The sequence below is a fragment of the Microbacterium indicum DSM 19969 genome (assembly GCF_000422385.1).
In the GTDB taxonomy this organism is placed as follows: Bacteria; Actinomycetota; Actinomycetes; order Actinomycetales; family Microbacteriaceae; genus Microbacterium; species Microbacterium indicum.
Map to the genome: position 1 here is coordinate 65893 of NZ_AULR01000011.1, position 17051 is coordinate 82943.

Annotated in this window: 17 protein-coding genes; 13 read left to right on the top strand and 4 right to left on the bottom strand. The window is 73.3% G+C overall.

The features are described from left to right. Positions 1-60 precede the first annotated feature (60 nt). From H576_RS15090 to H576_RS0108950, 8 genes are read left to right on the top strand one after another with little or no spacing between them, the layout of a single operon-like run. Positions 61-1482: an amidase gene (locus H576_RS15090; protein WP_084502598.1), complete on the top strand. Its 1422-nt coding sequence runs from the start codon at positions 61-63 to the stop codon at positions 1480-1482. A 4-nt stretch (positions 1483-1486) separates the two neighbouring features. After that, a complete protein-coding gene (locus H576_RS0108920; protein WP_029150650.1) occupies positions 1487-2575 on the top strand; it encodes an ABC transporter substrate-binding protein in 1089 nt (362 codons plus the stop codon). Continuing rightward, the gene (locus H576_RS0108925) at positions 2572-3612 is read left to right on the top strand and encodes an ABC transporter ATP-binding protein (protein WP_051172503.1); all 1041 of its coding nucleotides are present in this window, start codon (positions 2572-2574) and stop codon (positions 3610-3612) included. The genes H576_RS0108920 and H576_RS0108925 overlap by 4 nt, the downstream gene beginning before the upstream one ends. 2 nt (positions 3613-3614) lie before the next feature. Beyond that, a complete protein-coding gene (locus tag H576_RS15095) occupies positions 3615-4490 on the top strand; it encodes an ABC transporter permease (protein ID WP_051172505.1) in 876 nt (291 codons plus the stop codon). Further along, positions 4483-5298, top strand: coding sequence for an ABC transporter permease (locus tag H576_RS0108935; RefSeq protein ID WP_051172507.1), 816 nt, complete (start codon positions 4483-4485; stop codon positions 5296-5298). The genes H576_RS15095 and H576_RS0108935 overlap by 8 nt, the downstream gene beginning before the upstream one ends. Further along, on the top strand, positions 5295-7364 hold the full coding sequence (locus H576_RS0108940) for a hydantoinase/oxoprolinase family protein (protein WP_051172510.1): 2070 nt from the start codon (positions 5295-5297) through the stop codon (positions 7362-7364). Before H576_RS0108935 ends, H576_RS0108940 begins: the two co-directional genes overlap by 4 nt. Further along, on the top strand, positions 7361-9343 hold the full coding sequence (locus H576_RS15100) for a hydantoinase B/oxoprolinase family protein (RefSeq protein ID WP_051172512.1): 1983 nt from the start codon (positions 7361-7363) through the stop codon (positions 9341-9343). The genes H576_RS0108940 and H576_RS15100 overlap by 4 nt, the downstream gene beginning before the upstream one ends. A 25-nt stretch (positions 9344-9368) precedes the next feature. Then, complete coding sequence (locus H576_RS0108950) at positions 9369-10151, top strand: endo alpha-1,4 polygalactosaminidase (RefSeq protein ID WP_029150654.1); 783 nt, start codon at positions 9369-9371, stop codon at positions 10149-10151. An 876-nt stretch (positions 10152-11027) separates the two neighbouring features. Here H576_RS0108950 and H576_RS0108955 read toward each other — a convergent pair. Continuing rightward, positions 11028-11603, bottom strand: coding sequence for an NADPH-dependent F420 reductase (locus H576_RS0108955; protein WP_029150655.1), 576 nt, complete (start codon positions 11601-11603; stop codon positions 11028-11030). Positions 11604-11681: 78 nt separating this feature from the next. On the opposite strand from H576_RS0108955, the gene H576_RS0108960 reads away from it, so the two are divergent. From H576_RS0108960 to H576_RS0108970, 3 genes are all read left to right on the top strand, one after another. Beyond that, positions 11682-12170: a MarR family winged helix-turn-helix transcriptional regulator gene (locus H576_RS0108960; RefSeq protein WP_029150656.1), complete on the top strand. Its 489-nt coding sequence runs from the start codon at positions 11682-11684 to the stop codon at positions 12168-12170. 163 nt (positions 12171-12333) lie between these two features. Further along, positions 12334-12690: a YidH family protein gene (locus H576_RS16715; RefSeq protein ID WP_036320148.1), complete on the top strand. Its 357-nt coding sequence runs from the start codon at positions 12334-12336 to the stop codon at positions 12688-12690. Further along, positions 12687-13022 carry a DUF202 domain-containing protein gene (locus H576_RS0108970; protein ID WP_029150658.1) on the top strand — a complete coding sequence of 112 codons (336 nt, stop codon included), beginning with the start codon at positions 12687-12689 and terminating at the stop codon, positions 13020-13022. The genes H576_RS16715 and H576_RS0108970 overlap by 4 nt, the downstream gene beginning before the upstream one ends. A 3-nt stretch (positions 13023-13025) precedes the next feature. Here H576_RS0108970 and H576_RS15105 read toward each other — a convergent pair whose 3' ends face one another. Next, positions 13026-13907, bottom strand: coding sequence for a helix-turn-helix transcriptional regulator (locus H576_RS15105; protein WP_036320151.1), 882 nt, complete (start codon positions 13905-13907; stop codon positions 13026-13028). 82 nt (positions 13908-13989) lie between these two features. Here H576_RS15105 and H576_RS0108980 point away from each other — a divergent pair, with 82 nt between their 5' ends. Beyond that, a complete protein-coding gene (locus H576_RS0108980) occupies positions 13990-14721 on the top strand; it encodes an aminoglycoside 3'-phosphotransferase (protein WP_029150659.1) in 732 nt (243 codons plus the stop codon). A 43-nt stretch (positions 14722-14764) separates the two neighbouring features. Here H576_RS0108980 and H576_RS0108985 read toward each other — a convergent pair whose 3' ends face one another. Together H576_RS0108985 and H576_RS0108990 are read right to left on the bottom strand one after the other, a co-directional pair. After that, entirely contained in the window at positions 14765-14989 is a 225-nt protein-coding gene (locus tag H576_RS0108985; RefSeq protein WP_156888189.1) for a hypothetical protein, read from the bottom strand. A 241-nt stretch (positions 14990-15230) separates the two neighbouring features. Beyond that, positions 15231-15692 carry a MarR family winged helix-turn-helix transcriptional regulator gene (locus tag H576_RS0108990; protein WP_051172514.1) on the bottom strand — a complete coding sequence of 154 codons (462 nt, stop codon included), beginning with the start codon at positions 15690-15692 and terminating at the stop codon, positions 15231-15233. A 72-nt stretch (positions 15693-15764) separates the two neighbouring features. On the opposite strand from H576_RS0108990, the gene H576_RS0108995 reads away from it, so the two are divergent. Next, a complete protein-coding gene (locus H576_RS0108995) occupies positions 15765-17006 on the top strand; it encodes an MFS transporter (protein ID WP_084502606.1) in 1242 nt (413 codons plus the stop codon). Positions 17007-17051 lie beyond the last annotated feature (45 nt).

The window sequence follows — 17051 nt, forward strand, 5'->3', positions numbered from 1 at the left end:
GCGTCGATCTGTTACGCGGGGGCCGGATCGCGGCGCACCCCCGCCGGTAGAATCGGGGTGATGCACCATCGCCCTTCACCGCTGAGCGTGGCGGAGACGGCGAAGGCCCTCCGCTCCGGCACGGCCACAGCGCGCGCCGTCGTCGAGGACGCGATCGAGCGCGCCGACGCCCTCGACGGGCCGATCGGATCCCTCGTCTGGCGCGACGACGACGCCTCCCGCCGTGCGGCGGACGCGTGGGACGCGGCGGCGGACGCCCCGCTCCTCGCCGGCGTCCCCGTGACGGTCAAGGACACCTTCCAGATCGCGGGCCAGCCCTGGCGGCGCGCGTCGGAGGCGATCTCGGACCGCCCCGCCGACGAGACCGATCTCCTGCCCGCCGCGGCGTTCCGTGCGGGCCTCGTCCAGGTCGGCCGCGCCGCGTCGCCCGAGCTCGCGATGACCACCTCCTGCGAGAGCCCGCTCTACGGCGCCACCCGCAACCCCTGGGATCTCAAGCGCTCGCCCGGCGGATCCAGCGGTGGCCCGGCCGCCGCGGTCGCGGCCGGCATCGTCCCCGCCGCGCTCGCGAGCGACGGCGGCGGATCCCTCCGCGTCCCCGCGGCGTTCTGCGGCCTCGTCGGCCTGAAGCCCGGGCGCGGAGCGCTCCCGCAGCGCGTGCAGGGCTGGGAGGGCGGATCCACCGAGGGCGTCGTCACCCGCGACGTGCGCGACACGGCGATCCTCGTCCGCGAGCTCAGCGCCCCCGATCCGCACGGCTGGGCGCCGCCCCGCGGCGAGCGCATCGACGCCGTCGCCGATCTCGAACATGCCCCGGACGGCATGCGCATCGGGCTCCTGACCGAGGCCTTCGACCCGGCGATCCCCGTCGACCCCGAGGTCGCCGCCGCCGTCGAGGAGACGGCCGGCGTGCTCCGCTCGCTCGGGCACGACGTCGTCCGGATCCCCGCGCCCGCGGCCGGCGCCGAGCTGATGGACATCTACCCGTCGGTCATCATCCCCGCATGGCTGCAGCAGACGGCGCTCGACGAGCCCGAGCGGCTCCAGCCGTACATCCGCCGCGTCATGGCGCAGGCCGACGGACTCTCGGCCGCCGACTACGTGCGGGCCTCGATCCGCACCCGCCGCCTCGCCCGCAGCGCGTCGGAGGAGATGTTCGGCGCCCTCGACGCCGTGCTCACCCCGACGTCGGCGACCCGCGTACCGCGGATCGGCGTCGTCCTCGCAGAGCTCACCGCGAACGCGCCCTCCCGCACGAGCGCGGTCTACGAGCAGACTCTCGCCTTCACGACGGTCGCGAGCATGATCGGCGCACCCGCGCTGACCCTGCCGACGCACGTCGACTCCGACGGGCTGCCGATCGGCAGCCAGCTCATCGGCCCGCAGCGCAGCGAGGAGCTGCTCCTGCGCCTCGGCCGCTCCCTCGAACGCCACTACGCGTGGGACGATCGATACCCCGACGTCCCCGCAGACGGAATGTGATCCCATGAAGCGCTTCTCCCGCATCGCCCTCGCCGCGACCGCCTCGGTCGCCTCGATCGCCCTCCTCGCCTCGTGCTCGGGCGGCTCGTCCTCGTCGGCCTCCGGCGACGGCGAGACCCTGACGGTCGCCGTGTACGCCGGGTCATGGGGCGACTCGTTCGACAAGGCGTTCATCCAGCCGTTCGAGGAGGCGACGGGCGCCCACGTCGAGGTAGTGCCGGGCAGCCCCGCCGACTGGCTGACGGCGCTGCGCTCGACGCAGGGCGGCACCCCCGCCTACGACCTCGTCGCCTTCACGCCGAACGTGATCCCCAACGCCGTCTCGGCGGGCGTCGTCGAGCCGCTCGACACCTCGCGCATCGACGAGTGGAGCGACCTCAACAGCACCCTCGTCGCGCAGAGCGACATCGACGGCGAGCAGTACGGCGTGCCCCTCACCGTCGGATCGACGGGCATCGCGTACCGCACCGACCTCGTCGACGAGGCCCCGACCGACTGGTCCGACCTCCTCGACCCGCAGTACTGCGGGCACGTCGCGATCTCGCCCCTGACCTTCAACACGGGCGTCGAGTTCCTCGCGGGCCTCATCAACGAGCACGGCGGATCCATCACGAACCCCGACGACGTCGACTGGGCGTTCGACCAGCTGCAGTCGATCGCCGACTGCGCGAGCTCCTTCCCGGCCGACGGCACGAGCGTGGAGACGGCGCTGTCGAACGGCGACGCGTGGATCGCCGCCCACTGGGACGGCCGCGCGTTCGTCCAGGCGAACGACGGCGAGCCGATCGGCTACGCCTACCCCGCGTCGGGATCCGTCGGCGCCCTGACCTCGATGTTCATCGCCCAGGGCACCGAGCACGAGGACCTCGCGTACGAGTTCCTGAACTACGTCGCGTCGAGCACCTACCAGCCGACCTTCTCCGAGGGCACCTGGTACGCCGCGTCGAACGACCAGAACGAGTACTCCGAGCAGTTCGCCGACCAGATCACGCACGGCGCCGGCGCCTACGACGACTTCGTGTGGGTCGATTACTCGGTCATCGCCCCCGAGCTCAGCGACCTGCAGGCCCGCTGGCAGCAGATCTTCCAGTGAGCGACGCCGCCGGCGCCCAGAAGGGGCGCATCGAGATACGCGACCTCGCCGTCGGCTACGGCGGGGATCCGGTCCTGCAGCTCCCCGAGCTGACGATCGAGGCGGGCGAGTTCGTCTCGATCCTCGGACCGTCCGGCTGCGGCAAGTCGACCCTGCTGAGCGCGCTCGCGGGCTTCGTGGGCGTCGAGCGCGGGTCGATCCGCATCGACGGCCGCGAGGTCACCGACCTCCCGCCGAACAGGCGCGAGGCCGGCCTCGTGTTCCAGAGCTACGCGCTCTTCCCGCACATGACGGTGCAACGCAACCTCGAGTACGGCCTGCGGATCCGCAGCGTCCCGAAGGCCGAGCGCCTCGAGCGCGTGCGCGAGGCCCTGCGCCTCGTCGACCTCGAGCAGTTCGCCGGCCGCATGCCGCGCCAGCTCTCGGGCGGCCAGCAGCAGCGCGTCGCGATCGCACGCGCCCTCGTCACGCGCCCGCGCGTGCTCCTGCTCGACGAGCCCCTGTCGAACCTCGACGCCAAGCTGCGCCGCCAGATGCGCCACGAGCTGCGCGAGCTGCAGCGCGAGGTCGGCACGACGACGGTCTTCGTCACGCACGACCAGGCCGAGGCGCTCGCGATGTCGGATCGCGTCGCCCTCCTCGCGAACGGCGGGCTCGAGCAGCTCGGCACGCCCGAGGAGCTCTACCGCGCGCCCCGCACGCGGTTCGCGGCCGACTTCGTCGGCGCCGCGAACGTCGTCCCGGTCGCGGCCGACGGATCCGTCCTCGGCGTCGCCGACGCGACGATCCCCGCCGGCGCCGACGCGCTCGCCTTCCGCCCCGAGCACCTGCACCTGACGGCGCCGGGAGCGGGCCGCGTCGCCGCCGAGGTCCTGTCGGCCGGCTTCGCGGGCGAGCGCTACGAGTTCCGGCTCCGCGCCGCCGACGGGACCGAGCTGCTCGTGTCGCCCGCCGACGCCCAGACCCGCATCGAGCCCGGCTCGGCCGTGGGGCTGACGTGGGCCGACGAGGATCCGATCGCGATCGGCGGTCGCTGATCGTGGCGGCCCGCTCCGCCCGCGCGGTCGACCGCCACCCGGGCCTCGTCTCGGCGATCGTCCCGACGGTCTTCGTCGTCCTCGCGTTCCTCGTCCCGATCGTCGGCCTGCTCGTCCTGAGCCTGCGCCCCACCGACGACCTCAACAACGCGCTCGACGGCTTCTCGCTGCAGCAGTACGCGACGGTGTTCACGACCGACTACCTCTGGGGATCCGTCGTCGAGAGCCTCTGGCTCGCCGTGCGCGTGAGCGCGACCTGCCTCGTCCTCGCCTTCCCGGTCGCCTGGTACCTCGCGCGCACGACGTCGCGGCTCGGGAAGAGCGTCGTCTTCGTCATCGCGCTCTCGCCGCTGCTCACGAGCGAGGTCGTGCGCTCGTTCGCATGGCGCGTCGTCATGGGAGGTGAGGGCCCCGTCAACGCCGTGATCCAGGCCTTCGGCGGCGAGCCCGCGTCGCTCCTGCGCTCGCCGTGGACGGTGTTCATCGCGATCGTCCACGTCATGCTCCCGTTCGCGATCATCGCGCTCTCGGCGTCGCTGCGCGCGCTCGACGACGACCTGCTGCGCGCGTCGGCCGTCCTCGGCGCCTCGCGCGTGCGGACCTTCTTCCAGGTGATCGTGCCGCTCTCGTCCCCGGGGATCGTGGCCGCCCTGGTCCTCGTGTTCTCGCTGTCGATGGGCGTGTACGTGACCCCGATGATGGTCGGCGGCGCGAACCAGTCGCTCGCGGGCCTGCGGATCCAGACCGAGGCGATGACGAGCTTCGACCAGCCGGGCGCCGCGGCGCTCGCGTTCGTCCTCCTCGTCGTGACGCTCGTCGGCTGCGGCCTCATCGGCCTCGTGGGCCGGCTCGCCGGGAAGGGAGGCGCCCATGCCTGAGAACCGCCGGCGCGGCCTGCGCCGCTCGCCCCTCGCCCGCGTCGCGGGGGCGCTCCCCGTGATCCTCGTCTGCGCGTTCCTGCTGCTGCCGCTCGTCGTCGTGGCCGTCAGCTCGTTCACGTCGGCGTCGAACTTCCGCTTCCCGCCGCAGGGCTTCTCGCTGCGCTGGTACGAGGAGGTGTTCACCTCGCCGGACTGGCTCGGCACGGTCGGCACCTCGCTGATCCTCGCCGTCGTCGTCGCCCCCATCGCGGTCGTGATCGGCACGCTCGGCGGCTACGCCATCGGGGCGGGCCGCTTCCCGGGCCAGCGCGCGCTCAACGTGCTGTTCCTCTCGCCGCTCGCGGTCCCCGGGATCATGGTCGGCCTCGCGCTCATGTACCAGTTCCAGAGCCTGGGGCTGCGCGGATCCGCCGTCGGCATCGTCATCGCGCACCTCATCGTCGTCTTCCCGTTCTGCGTGCGCGTCGCCGCCGTCAGCGCCGCGAGCCTGGACCGCCGCCTCGTGCACGCCGCGCGCGTCCTCGGGGCGTCGCGCTTCCGCGCGTTCCTGACGATCACGGTCCCCCAGCTCGTCCCCGGCGTCGTCGCGGGGGCCTTCCTCGCCGCCGTCATCTCGCTCGGCGAGGTCGCGGTGTCGGTGTTCGTCGCGGGATCCGACACCACGACCGTCCCCGTCCAGATCTACTCCGCTGTGCAGGTGCAGCTCGAGCCGTCGGTCGCCGCCGTCTCGACCCTGCTCCTCGTCGTCAGCGTCGCGACGATCGCGATCCTCGATCGCACCGTCCACATCTCGAGGTTCCTGTGATCACTTCCCTCCCCTCGGCCCCGTCCTGGCGCATCGGCATCGACGTCGGCGGCACCTTCACCGACCTCGTGGCCGTCCCGGGCGACGGCGAGACCTGGCGCCTCGGCGACGCCGTCACCCACAAGGTGTCGAGCACCCCGGCCGACCCGTCCGAGGGCGTCGAGAACGGGCTCGCGGGCCTCCTCGAGCTCGGGATCCCCGTGGGCGCCGTCGCCGCGATCACCCACGGCACGACGATCGGCCTCAACGCGATCCTCCAGGGCCGCGTCGCCCGCGCGGCGCTCGTGACGAGCACGGGCCACCGCGACGTCCTGCAGATCGCCCGCGCGCGCCTGCCGCGCAGCTTCGACCTGCACGCCAACCCGACGCCGCCGATCATCCCCCGCTCGCGGGTCTTCGAGGTCGACGCCCGCTTCGACGCGGCCGGATCCGCGAGCGCCGAGCCGGAGGTCGCCGGGATCGCGGATCAGGTCCGCGCCTCGGGCGCCGAGGTCGTCGTCGTGAGCCTCATCGGCGGCTACGCGGCCCGCGAGGCCGAGGCCCGCGTCGCGGCGTCGCTCGCGGACGACCTCGACGTGCCCGTGCGCTCGGCCGCCGCGCTGTGGCCGCAGGCCGGCGAGTACGAGCGCGTGACGCTCGCGATCCTCGACGCCCAGATCACCCCGCTCATGACGGGCTACTTCACGTCGCTGCGGCGCCGGCTCGCGGGGCTCGGCGTCGACGCGCCCCTCTACATCTCGACGTCGAACGGCGGATCCGTGTCGATCGACGCCGCGATCGCCGAGCCGATCCAGACGGTCCTCTCCGGCCCCGCCTCCGGCGTCTCGGCCGCCGCCACGACGTGGGGCGACCGCAACCTCGTGACCTTCGACATGGGCGGCACCTCGAGCGACATCGGTGTCCTGCGCGGCGGCGCCCCCGTCCTGACGACGAGCGCGACGATCGGCCCGCACCCGCTCATCATGCCCGTCGTCGAGGTCTCGGCGATCGGAGCGGGAGGCGGATCCGTGATCTGGGCCGACGACGGCGGCGCCGAGACGGTCCTCCGGGTGGGCCCCGAGAGCACCGGCGCCGTCCCCGGCCCGGCGGCATACGGGCTCGGCGGCGAGCGCCCCGCGCTGACCGACGCGTACATCCAGGCCGGGATCATCGACCCCGCCCACTTCCTCGGCGGATCCTTCCCTCTCCGGCCGGAGCGCGCGACCGCCGCCCTCGCGGCCGTCGGCGCCCGCCTCGGCACCACCGCCGACGGCGTGCTCGACGCCTCCCTGACGATCGCGTCGGCGGGCATGGCCTCACGACTCCGGCGCGTGCTCGCGGCCCGAGGCGAGATCCCCGAGCAGTTCAGCCTCGTCGCGTTCGGCGGCGCGGGGGCCACCCACGCCGCCCTCCTGGCGCGCGAGGTCGGGATCGGAAGCGTCCTCATCCCCGCGGCCGCCGGCACGTTCTGCGCGCTCGGCGCGTCGATCGCCCCCGTCCGGCGCGACGGGGCGCAGACCCTGCGCGTCGCCGTGACGGGCGGGGCGGATCCGCTCCGCGAGGCCGCCGAGGCGCTGCGGCGCGAAGCGGCCGCGTGGCTCGACGAGAACCAGCCCGGCGCGCGCGCCGTCCTCGCCTTCTCGGCCGACCTGCACTACGCGGGGCAGCCGACGACGCTCGAGGTGTCGCTCGGCGCCGAGGTCGACTCGGGCGAGCTGCCCGAGATCGACGAGAGCGCGATCCTCGACCGCTTCACGGCGCAGCACGAGCGCGTCTACGGGTTCACGGAGGACGCGGCCGCGATCACGAGCAGCACCGTCCGGGTGGCGATGACGGTCGCGCTCGGCCGTGTCGCGCAGGGATCCGCCGGCGGCGGGTTCCGCGAGGTCTCGGCGCGCGAGGTCCGCTACGACGGATCCCCCGCGCCCGCGCGCGTCTTCGTGGTCGACGCCGAGGGATCCGTCCCCGCCGTCGCCGGACCGGCGGTCATCGAACGACCGGACACGACCGTCCTCGTCCCCGCCGGCTGGACCGCGCGGATCGCCGAGGCCGGCAGCATCGAGCTCACGTCGGAGGCGGGCAAGTGACTCTCAGCACGACCCAGAAGGATGTCGCGCTGACGCGCGTGCAGGCGACGGTCGAGGAGATGTCGCTCACGCTGCAGCGCGCGAGCCGCAGCCTCTACGTGCGCGACGCCGCCGACTTCGCGACCGCGATCGCCGATCTGTCGGGCCGCTTCATCGCGTATCCGCAGCACGTCGGCGTGTCGGGCTTCCTGGGCCTCGACCTGCTGCCCGCGATCGCCGAGGCGACCCGCGGCGAGCCGCTGCAGCCGGGCGACGTCCTCCTGACGAACGACCCGTACCTCTCGCGCGGTCTCTCGACCCACCTGCCCGACGTGCACGCGATCGCGCCCTACTTCGCGGGCGACGAGCTCATCGGCTACGGGTGGGCCTTCGTCCACGTGTCCGACGTCGGCGGCCGCGTGCCGTCGTCGGTGAGCGTCGTCAACGACTCGGTCTACGCCGAGGGGCTGCGCGTCCCGCCGCTGCGGTATGTGCGGCGCGGTCAGATCGTGCCCGAGGTCGAGGCGCTCCTCGCCGCGAACTCGCGCACGCCCGACGCGAACCGCGGCGACCTGCACGCGATGCTCGCCGCCCTCGCGACGGGCCGCGGCCGCGTCGCCGAGCTGAGCGACGAGCTCGGCGCCTCGGGCTTCGCCGAGGTCGGCTCCTTCGCCCGCGCCCAGGCGGCCGCGCGCGCCCGGGCGGCGCTGCGCACGCTCGAGGACGGCACCTATCGCTTCGAGGACTATCTCGACAACGACGGCGTCGGGCCGACCCCGCTGCGCATCGTCGTGACCGCGACGGTCGACGACGGCCACGTGCACCTCGACTTCGCGGGCACGGATCCGCAGGTCGAGGCCGCGCTCAACATGGTCACCTTCGGCGAGGCGCACTCGTGGGTCGTGACGCGGATCTTCGCCCTCGCCGGCACCCTCGACCCCGAGATCCCCTTCGGCGGCGGGATCATGGAGGCGATCGGCTTCTCGTCGCCCGAGGGAACGCTGCTCAACGCGACGGGATCCGCCGCGACGGGCGTGCGCCACGCGACCACGTCGCGCGTCAACGACGTCGTGTCGGGGGCGCTGATCCAGGCCGCGCCCCGCGTCCTCCCCGCCGCGTCGAGCGGCCTCGTCGTCCCGCTCGTGTTCGCAGCCGTCGACGGATCCCGCATCGACGTCGTCGAGCCGATGGTCGGCGGAACCGGCGCGCGCTTCGGGCACGACGGCGTCGACGGACGCGACTCGGGGATCTCGAACCTCTCGAACAACAGCGTCGAGGTCGTCGAGTCCGACGTCGCCGTGCGCGTGCTGCGGTACGCCACCCGGCCCGACTCGGGGGGCGCCGGCCGGTGGCGCGGCGGATCCGGGCTCGAGCTCGAGTTCGAGGCCCTCGAGGACGGATCCCTCCTCGCGCGCGGCCTCGAGCGGCTGCGGTTCCGTCCGTGGGGCTTCGCCGGCGGGCAGCCGGGCGCCGCGACCGAGCTGATCGTGAACGAGGGGCGCGCCGACGAGGAGCGCCTGTCGATCGTCGACGTCCGGCCGCTCCGGGCCGGCGACCGGGTCGTGCTGCGCACCTCCGGCGCGGGCGGCTACGGCGACCCGCTCGAGCGCGACGTCGAAGCCGTCGCGGCCGACGTCGAGGCGGGGTTCGTCACCGCCGCGCAGGCCCACGATGTGTACGGGGTCGTGTTCGATGGATCCGTCGTGGACCGCGACGCGACCGCCGCCCTGCGCGCCTCCCTCCCCGCGGCGCCGGAGACCGGCCACACGGTGGGGGTCGAGCGCGAGCGCTGGGAGGCGGTGTTCGCGCCCGCGGCGAACGACGAGCTGCAGCGCCGGCTCCAGGCGCTCCCGGCGGCGCGCCGCTCCGCCCGTCGCCGCGCGATCGTCACCGAGGTGCTCGCGTCGCTGCCGGCGGGCTTCCCGACAGCGGCCGCCGATGGCGAGGCCGTCGCCGCGGCCGCCGCCCTGTTCGAGATCCGCGTCCGCGACGTGTCGTAGCGTGCGCTCGCGTATCGTGCGGACCGTGATCCGCTCCGCCGCCCTCGCCCTCGTCCCCCTCGCGCTCGCGGCGTGCTCGGCCGCACCGGCCGCGTCCGCCGCCGAGCTGCCGTCGACGTCCGGCGTCTTCGACTACCAGCTGGGCGCGACCGACGACGCGCTCGCCGACGGATCCGCGATCGACGTCGTCGTGCGCGACGCGACGGCGGATCCCCTCGACGGCGCCTACAGCGTCTGCTACGTCAACGGGTTCCAGACCCAGCCGGGCGAGGAATGGGACGACGACGCGCTGCTGCACGACGCCGACGGGGAGCCCGTCGTCGATCCCGACTGGCCCGACGAGTTCGTGCTGGATCCGTCTGCGCCGAGCGCGATCCTCCCCGTCATCACGCCCATGATCGAGGGGTGCGCCGAGGCGGGCTTCGACGCCGCCGAGATCGACAACCTCGACACCTTCACGCGCTTCGACGAGATCGACGAGGACGACGCCATCGCGCTCGCCCGGGAGTACATCGACGTCGCGCACGAGGCGGGGCTCGCGATCGGCCAGAAGAACGCCGCCGAGATCGCCGGGTGGGCGCGCGACCTCGGTTTCGACTTCGCGATCGCCGAGGAGTGCGGCCTCTATGAGGAGTGCGGCGACTACGCCGACGCCTACGGCGAGCACGTCCTGCAGATCGAGTACACCGACACCGACGTCGATTTCGACGCGGTCTGCGCGTCCGACGATCGCGCGCCCCTCGCGATCCTCCGCGACCGCGACCTCGTGGCCCAGAGCGATCCCGACTACGCGTACGCCGCCTGCTGATCCCCGCGCCGGGGTCCTCCTTCCGGCGGCCAATCGCCCTTCGCGCGGCCGGATGGGGCGCAAACGGCCGCACAAGGGTCAATCCCCGCGCGAACGCGGCACCCCACACGGCCATTCGCAGTATCCAGCGATCCGCCCGCGCGAAGCGCGACCTCCCGCGGCCATTCCACCTGTCACGGGGTGATTCCCCGCGCGTGCGTCACCCCTCCGGCGGCCATTCGCCCTTCGCGCGGCTGATGAGGGATCCAATGGCCGCACATGGGGCGATCCCCGCGCGAATGCAGCACCCCGCGCGGCCGTCCGGCACGTCGCAGCACTCCGCCGCGCGAAGCGCGACCTCCCGACGGCCGCTCCACCAGTCGCCGGATGAACTCCCGCGCGTGCGTCACCACTCCGGCGGCCAATCGCCCTTCGCGCGGGCGGACGGGGCGCAAACGGCCGCGCGAAGGGCATCCCCCGCGCGAAAGCGGCACCCGGCGCGGCCATCCGGCACATCTCAGCAATCCACCCGCGCGAAGCGCGACCTCCCGGCGGCCATGCAGCCCGCGCTGGGCGATCCACCGCGCAAAGCGCGAACCTCAGGCGGCCACGCGCCCTTCGCGCGGGTGTTTGGGGATCCAATGGCCGCGCGAAGGGCATCCCCGCGCGAAAGCGACACCCCACACGGCCATCCGGCACTTCTCAGCAATCCACCCGCGCGAAGCGCGACCTCCCGGCGGCCATGCAGCACCACGCCGGGCGATCCACCGCGCAAAGCGCGAACCTCCGGCGGCCATTCACCCTTCGCGCGGCCGGACGGGGCGCAAACGGCCGCGAACAGGCAACGGCCCGCCGGAAGGACGTCCTTCCGGCGGGCCGTTCAGCGAGCGGCGGGCGTCACTTGGTGAGCGCGAAGCCACCCGTCCAGCTCGTCTTCTCGCCGGCGGCGAGGGTCATCTGCAGGAAGCCGAGGGCCTCGAGCTCACGGGCGCGCTTGAGCGAACCGGCGTCGACACCGCGCAGGCCGGCGGCCGTGACGGCCTCGATGAGCGTCGCCTTCGCGTCGGCGTCGTCACCGGCGGCGAGCACCGTCGTGGGCTCGCCCGCGATCTCGCCCGACGCGACGGTCGCGACGAAGTTCGTGTTGAACGCCTTGACGACGCGCGCGGCGGGGATCTTCGCCTGCAGCTCGGCGGCGGCCGAGGATCCGGCGTCGACCGTGAGGCCGTCGAAGGTGTCGAAGTCGACGGGGTTCGTGATGTCGACGACGACCTTGCCGGCGAGCTTCTCGCCGTAGGTGTCGGCGATGACCTCGAGGGCGGCGTAGGGGACCGCGAGGATCACGAGGTCGCCCTCGACCTGCTCGTCCTTCTGGGACGAGACGATGTGCTGGATGGTCGCGCCGCCCTTCGAGAGGGTCGCGTCGAGCGCCTGGCCGTAGCCGCCGTTGCCGAAGATCGTGATGGTCGCCATGATGACTCCTTTTGTTGTAGGTGCAACTATTCTGTCTCAACAAACTTGACCGCGCAACTATTCCGTAGAATCGGGGACATGACGAGACAGCGCGGATTCACCGACGAGGAGCGCGGCGCGTGGGCCCCCTTCGCGGCGCTGCTCGAACTCCTGCCCCACGAGATCGACGCGCAGCTCGTGCGCGACGAGGGCATCACTCACTTCGACTACTTCGCGATGGCGGTGCTGCGGCGAGCGCCCGGCCACACGATGCGGGCCAGCGAGCTCGCCTCCCACACCAGCGCGACGCTCCCCCGCATGTCGCACGCCCTCAAGCGCCTCGAGGCTCGGGGCTTCGTCGAGCGCGCCCCGGCGGCCGACGACGCGCGCGCGACGCAGGTCACCCTGACGTACGAGGGCCGCCGCAAGGTGATCGGATCCACCCCGAGCCACGTCGAGAACGTCCGGAACCTCGTCCTCGACGCGCTCACGGAGGAGCAGAAGGGCCAGCTGCAGGAGATCGTCCGCGCGATCCTGCCCCGCGTCGATCCCGATGCCCGCATGGCGGCCACCCGCGGCGAGATGTGAGCGGGTCCGCGGCGCCGGATCCCGACCAGATCGACCGGGAGGGCGCGCCTCGGCCCGTCTAGCCTGGATCCATGACCGAACCCGAGCCCCCGGCGCCGCGCCGGCGCGGCTCGTCGGCGGCAGGGGCGGGGATCCGCACCGCGCGATCGGCCGAAGGGGCCGCATGAACCGCTTCCCGCGCCGCGTCTACCGCGACGGCGAGGAGCCGGATCCGCGCTTCAGCCTCGCGAACGAGCGCACCTTCCTCGCCTGGCTGCGCACGGCGCTCGCGATGTTCGCGGGGGCCTTCGCCCTCGAGGCGCTCGCCCTCCCGGCGGCGCCCGGCTGGCGCCTCGCAGCCGCCGCTGTGTTCATCGTCGTCGGCCTCCTCTCGACGGTGCACGCGTGGCTCTCGTGGGCGCGCACCGAGAAGGCGATGCGCGTCGGCCGGCCGCTTCCGGGCCAGCCGATGGGCCTCATCATCGTCGTCGGGATCGCCGTCGCGGTCGCGCTCGTCGTCGTCGGCACCCTGATCCCGTGAGCGAGATCTTCGACCCGGGGCTGCAGCCCGAGCGCACGCTCCTGGCGTGGCGCCGCACCTGCCTGTCCTACGCCCTCGGCAGCCTAGTCGCGATGCGCTTCGCACTCGACGTGGCCGGGATCCTCGCGGTCGTCGTCGGCGTCGTCGGCTGCGGCCTCTCCCTCGCCGCGTACTTCACGACGACGATCGGCTACCGGCGCGCGACGGCGTCGCTCACGACGACGGGGCGGCTCGAGCGCGGCGGGGCGCCGATCGCGATCATGGCGCTCGGAGCGCTGGCGCTCGGCGCGGCCTGCGTCATCTTCCTCCTGTGGAGCGAGTTCGGCGCCTGAGCCTCAGCCCGCCGCGCTCTGCTCGGCGCGCACGCGGGGAAGGGGCTGGGTCCGCGCCCACGACCCCAGAAGCGCCAGGCCGTCGGCCGTGCGGCTGCCCGCGGGCGCGGTGTAGCTCGTGAGGGAGAGGCGCGGATCCCCCGGCAGCGCGAAGTCGCTGTATTCGAGATCGAGGTCGCCCACGACGGGATGGCGCAGCTTCTTGACGCCCTGCGCGTGCCGCTTCACGTCGTGGCGATCCCAGCGCTCCTGGAACTCGGGGAGCGGGGAGAGCCGCGCGAGGAGGCCGGCGATCTCCGGATCCCCCGGCGCCCGCCCCGCGGCCGAGCGCAGGACGGCGGCCGTCAGGTCCCACGCGTCCTCGAGGTCGCGGTAGAAGCCGCGCGCCTCGGGATCGAGATACCCGAAGAGGGCGAAGTTGGGCCGCCCTTCCGCGCGGTCGAGCATCGGCCGGTACAGCGCGCGACCCATCTCGTTCGCGGCGTGGACGAAGAGTCGATCGTCGATCACGACGGCGGGGACGTTCATCGAGTCGAGCACGGCGTGGACGGCGTCGCCGACGCGCGGCGCCGCGGTCGGCTCGCGCCTGCTGAGCGGCGACGCCCCCGCGTGCCGCACGAGGTCGAAGAGGTGCGCGCGCTCGTCGCCGTCGAGCTGCAGGACCCGGGCGATCGCGTCGAGCACACCCTCGGACGCGCCGCCGAGCTTCCCGCGCTCCATGCGCGTGTAGTACTCGACGCTGACGCCGGCGAGCATCGCGGCCTCGACGCGGCGCAGGCCGGCGACGCGGCGGCTCCCCGCGACGTGGTGCAGTCCCGCCATCTCGGGCGTGATCCGCGCACGCCGCGACATCAGGAAGCTCCGGATCTCGGCACTCAGGTCCATGCGATCCAGCGTATGCACGCCGCGGGCCCGCAGAGAGTCCCCGGCAGGGATCCCCCTCCGCCGCCGGTGCGAGACTGGATCCGTGAGCATCCCCGACGCAGCAGAGATCCCCGCGAAGGTCGCCGAGCTCGCGCAGGGGTGGTCGATAGAGCCCGTGTGGCGCAACAAGCTCGGCGGCGTCACCTTCCGGATCGAACGCGGCACGTCGGTCCGCTTCGTCAAGCACACGCCGCGCGACCCCGAGGTGTCGGTCGACGACGAGGCCGAGCGGCTCGCCTGGGCCGCGCGGTGGATCGCCGTGCCGCGGGTCGTCGCGCACGGAGCCGACGGCGCCCACGAGTGGATCGTCACCGAGGCCGTGGCCGGCGAAAACGCGGTCTCGCCGAGGTGGACCGCGGATCCCGAGACGGCCGTGCGCGCCCTCGGATCCGGTCTCCGCGCGATGCACGACGCGCTGCCCGTCGACGGGTGCCCCTTCGACTGGGGCGTCGCGTCGCGCGTCGCGAACGCCGCCGAGCGCGGCATCGAGGTGCCAGGCGCGTTCCGGTCCGCCCCGCCGATCGACCGGCTCGTCGTCTGCCACGGCGACGCCTGCGCGCCCAACACGCTGCTCGCCGACGACGGATCCGTCGCGGCGCACGTCGATCTCGGGGCCCTGGGCGTCGCCGATCGCTGGGCCGACCTCGCGCCCGCGATCCTCAGCTGCGGATGGAACTACGGCGAGGGGTGGGGTGACACGCTGCTCGAGGCGTACGGCGTCGAGCGCGACGACGAGCGCCTCGCGTTCTACACGGGCCTCTGGAACGAGACCTGACGCGCGCCGGCCCGCGAGCGAACCGGCGCGCGTCGCGGCGGGATCAGCGCGTCAGCGGATCCGCTTCGACGAGTCCGTCGTGCGGCAGGGGAACCCAGGCGTCGAGCACGGCGACCAGTGCACCTTCGCGATCCTTCCGATCGAGTTCGGCACGGGACGCATCGAGGTCGACGTGCTCGGCCGCCTGACACCTGAGACGCGCGACTATGCGCGGGGGTTCGCCGGGGTCGCGTTCCACGTCGGCGACAACGCGCTCGAGGACGCGCACGCCCGGCTGCTCAACGGCTGGCGGCACGACCCTCCCGCTCTCCGCGCGAACGGCGCGAGATCCAGTACTTCTCGTACCCCGAGTGGCCCTTCGACCGCCTGTGCGCGACATACCCCGACGGGCGCTTCGAGGCGGGCGCCGACATCGGCCCTGATGGGTGGATCCGCCTCGCGATCGCGCTGTGGGTGGACGTCGGCACCGAGGCCCTCTTCGCTGACCTCACGGTCACGCCCAGCGAGCGTTAACCCCGCAGCACGCCCACGAGGTCGGCGAACAGCGGGTCCTCGCCGAGCTCGGCGAGCGCCTCGCCGAGCGCCGCGTCGTTGAGCGGCCGCGCCGCCTCGAGGAGCTCGCGACCGGCGTCGGTGACGTCGGTGTAGATCCCGCGGCGGTCGGTCGTGCAGATGTACCGGGTCAGCAGGCCGCGATCCTCCATCCGCGCCACGAGGCGCGTCGTCGCGCTCTGGCTCAGCGCGACGGCCTCGGCGAGCTCCTTCATCTGCAGGTGGCCGCCGTCGCCGTCATGCTGCCGCCCGAGGACCTCGAGCATCGAGAACTCGCGCACGCTGATGCCGTGCGCCGGCTGCAGCCGCTTCTCGACGTGCGCGGCGATGCGATCGTGCGCGACCTGGAGCGAGCACCAGCGCTGCGCCAGGGTCGTGCGGCCGTCGACCACGGTGGCCGACGCGGGTGAAGTCGTCATGTCGAAGCCCCTTCCGACACCGTCGATGCTACACGATTGCAATAGCCCGCGCTTGCAAGTACTATTCTGAGCGTGAATCAAAATACGGCGTCTGCAACTAATTCCGGCTCGCGTGTCACCCTCCTCATCCTCGCGCTCGGCGTCTTCGGCGTCGGCGTGACCGAGTTCGTGCCCGTCGGCCTGCTGCCGCAGATCGCCGCCGAGTTCCAGGTCTCGATCCCCGTCGCCGGCTGGGTCGTCTCGTCGTACGCGGTCGGCGTCCTCGTCGGAGCGCCCCTCATGACGCTCCTCGGGGTGCGGATCCCCCGCAAGACCATGCTCGTGCTGCTGATGGTCGTCTTCACCGTCGGCAACCTGCTCTCGGCGTTCGCCCCGAGCTTCGGCCTCCTGCTCGGCGGCCGGGTCGTCACCTCCTTCACCCACGGCGCGTTCTTCGGCATCGGATCCGTCGTCGCGGCCGAGCTCGCGGGTCCCGAGCGCCGCTCGAAGGCCGTCGCCGTGATGTTCAGCGGCATCGCGCTCGCGAACCTCGCGGGCGTCCCGCTCGCGACCTGGCTCGGCCACGAGCTCGGGTGGCGAGCGACCTTCGTCGTCATCGCGGTGCTCGGCGTCGCGATGATCGCGGCCCTCGCGGTCTTCGTCCCGCACCTCCCGACGCCCGCCGGTGTGCGGCTGCGCCGCGAGGTCACGGCGCTCGGCGACGCGCAGGTCCTGCTCGCGCTGCTCATGACCCTGCTCGGGTTCGGCGGGGTCTTCGCGGCCCTCACCTACCTGACCCCGATCATGACCGAGGTCGCGCGCTTCGCGGAGACCGCCATGACCCCGATCCTCATCGTGCTCGGGCTCGGCATGTTCATCGGCAACTGGTTCGGCGGTCGGATGGCCGACAGGGCTCTCATGCCGACGCTCATCGGCAGCCTCGCGGCGCTCGTCGTCGCTCTCCTCGCCTTCGTCTTCACGGCCCACGAACCGGTCCTCGCGGTGATCAACGTGTTCCTGCTCGGGGCGCTCGGCATGGCGACCGTCCCGCCGCTGCAGACCCTCGTGCTGCACCGCGCCGCGGCCGCGCCGACCCTCGCCTCGGCGATCAACATCGGCGCGTTCAACATGGGCAACGCCGTCGCGGCGTGGCTCGCGGGCGTCACGATCGCCGCGGGCCTCGGGCTGACGTCTGCGGGCTGGGTCGGCGCCGCCATGGCGCTCGCGAGCCTCGTCCTCGCCTTCGTGTCGCTGGGTCTCGCCCGCCGCGACGCGCGCTCGGCGGAGGCCGGATCCGGCGCCGCCGCGGCTGAGTTCGCCGACGTCGCGAGCTGAGCCGGGCGCGGGCGCGGCGGCGGGCCTACGCTGGCACCGGGACGA

Coding starts and splice junctions, on each gene's coding strand:
- H576_RS0108990 (WP_051172514.1), bottom strand. CDS start 15,692: ATGACGACTTCACCCGCGTCGGCCACCGTGGTCGACGGCCGCACGACC.
- H576_RS0108935 (WP_051172507.1), top strand. CDS start 4,483: ATGCCTGAGAACCGCCGGCGCGGCCTGCGCCGCTCGCCCCTCGCCCGC.
- H576_RS0108955 (WP_029150655.1), bottom strand. CDS start 11,603: ATGGCGACCATCACGATCTTCGGCAACGGCGGCTACGGCCAGGCGCTC.
- H576_RS16715 (WP_036320148.1), top strand. CDS start 12,334: ATGAACCGCTTCCCGCGCCGCGTCTACCGCGACGGCGAGGAGCCGGAT.
- H576_RS15090 (WP_084502598.1), top strand. CDS start 61: ATGCACCATCGCCCTTCACCGCTGAGCGTGGCGGAGACGGCGAAGGCC.
- H576_RS0108960 (WP_029150656.1), top strand. CDS start 11,682: ATGACGAGACAGCGCGGATTCACCGACGAGGAGCGCGGCGCGTGGGCC.
- H576_RS0108920 (WP_029150650.1), top strand. CDS start 1,487: ATGAAGCGCTTCTCCCGCATCGCCCTCGCCGCGACCGCCTCGGTCGCC.
- H576_RS15105 (WP_036320151.1), bottom strand. CDS start 13,907: ATGGACCTGAGTGCCGAGATCCGGAGCTTCCTGATGTCGCGGCGTGCG.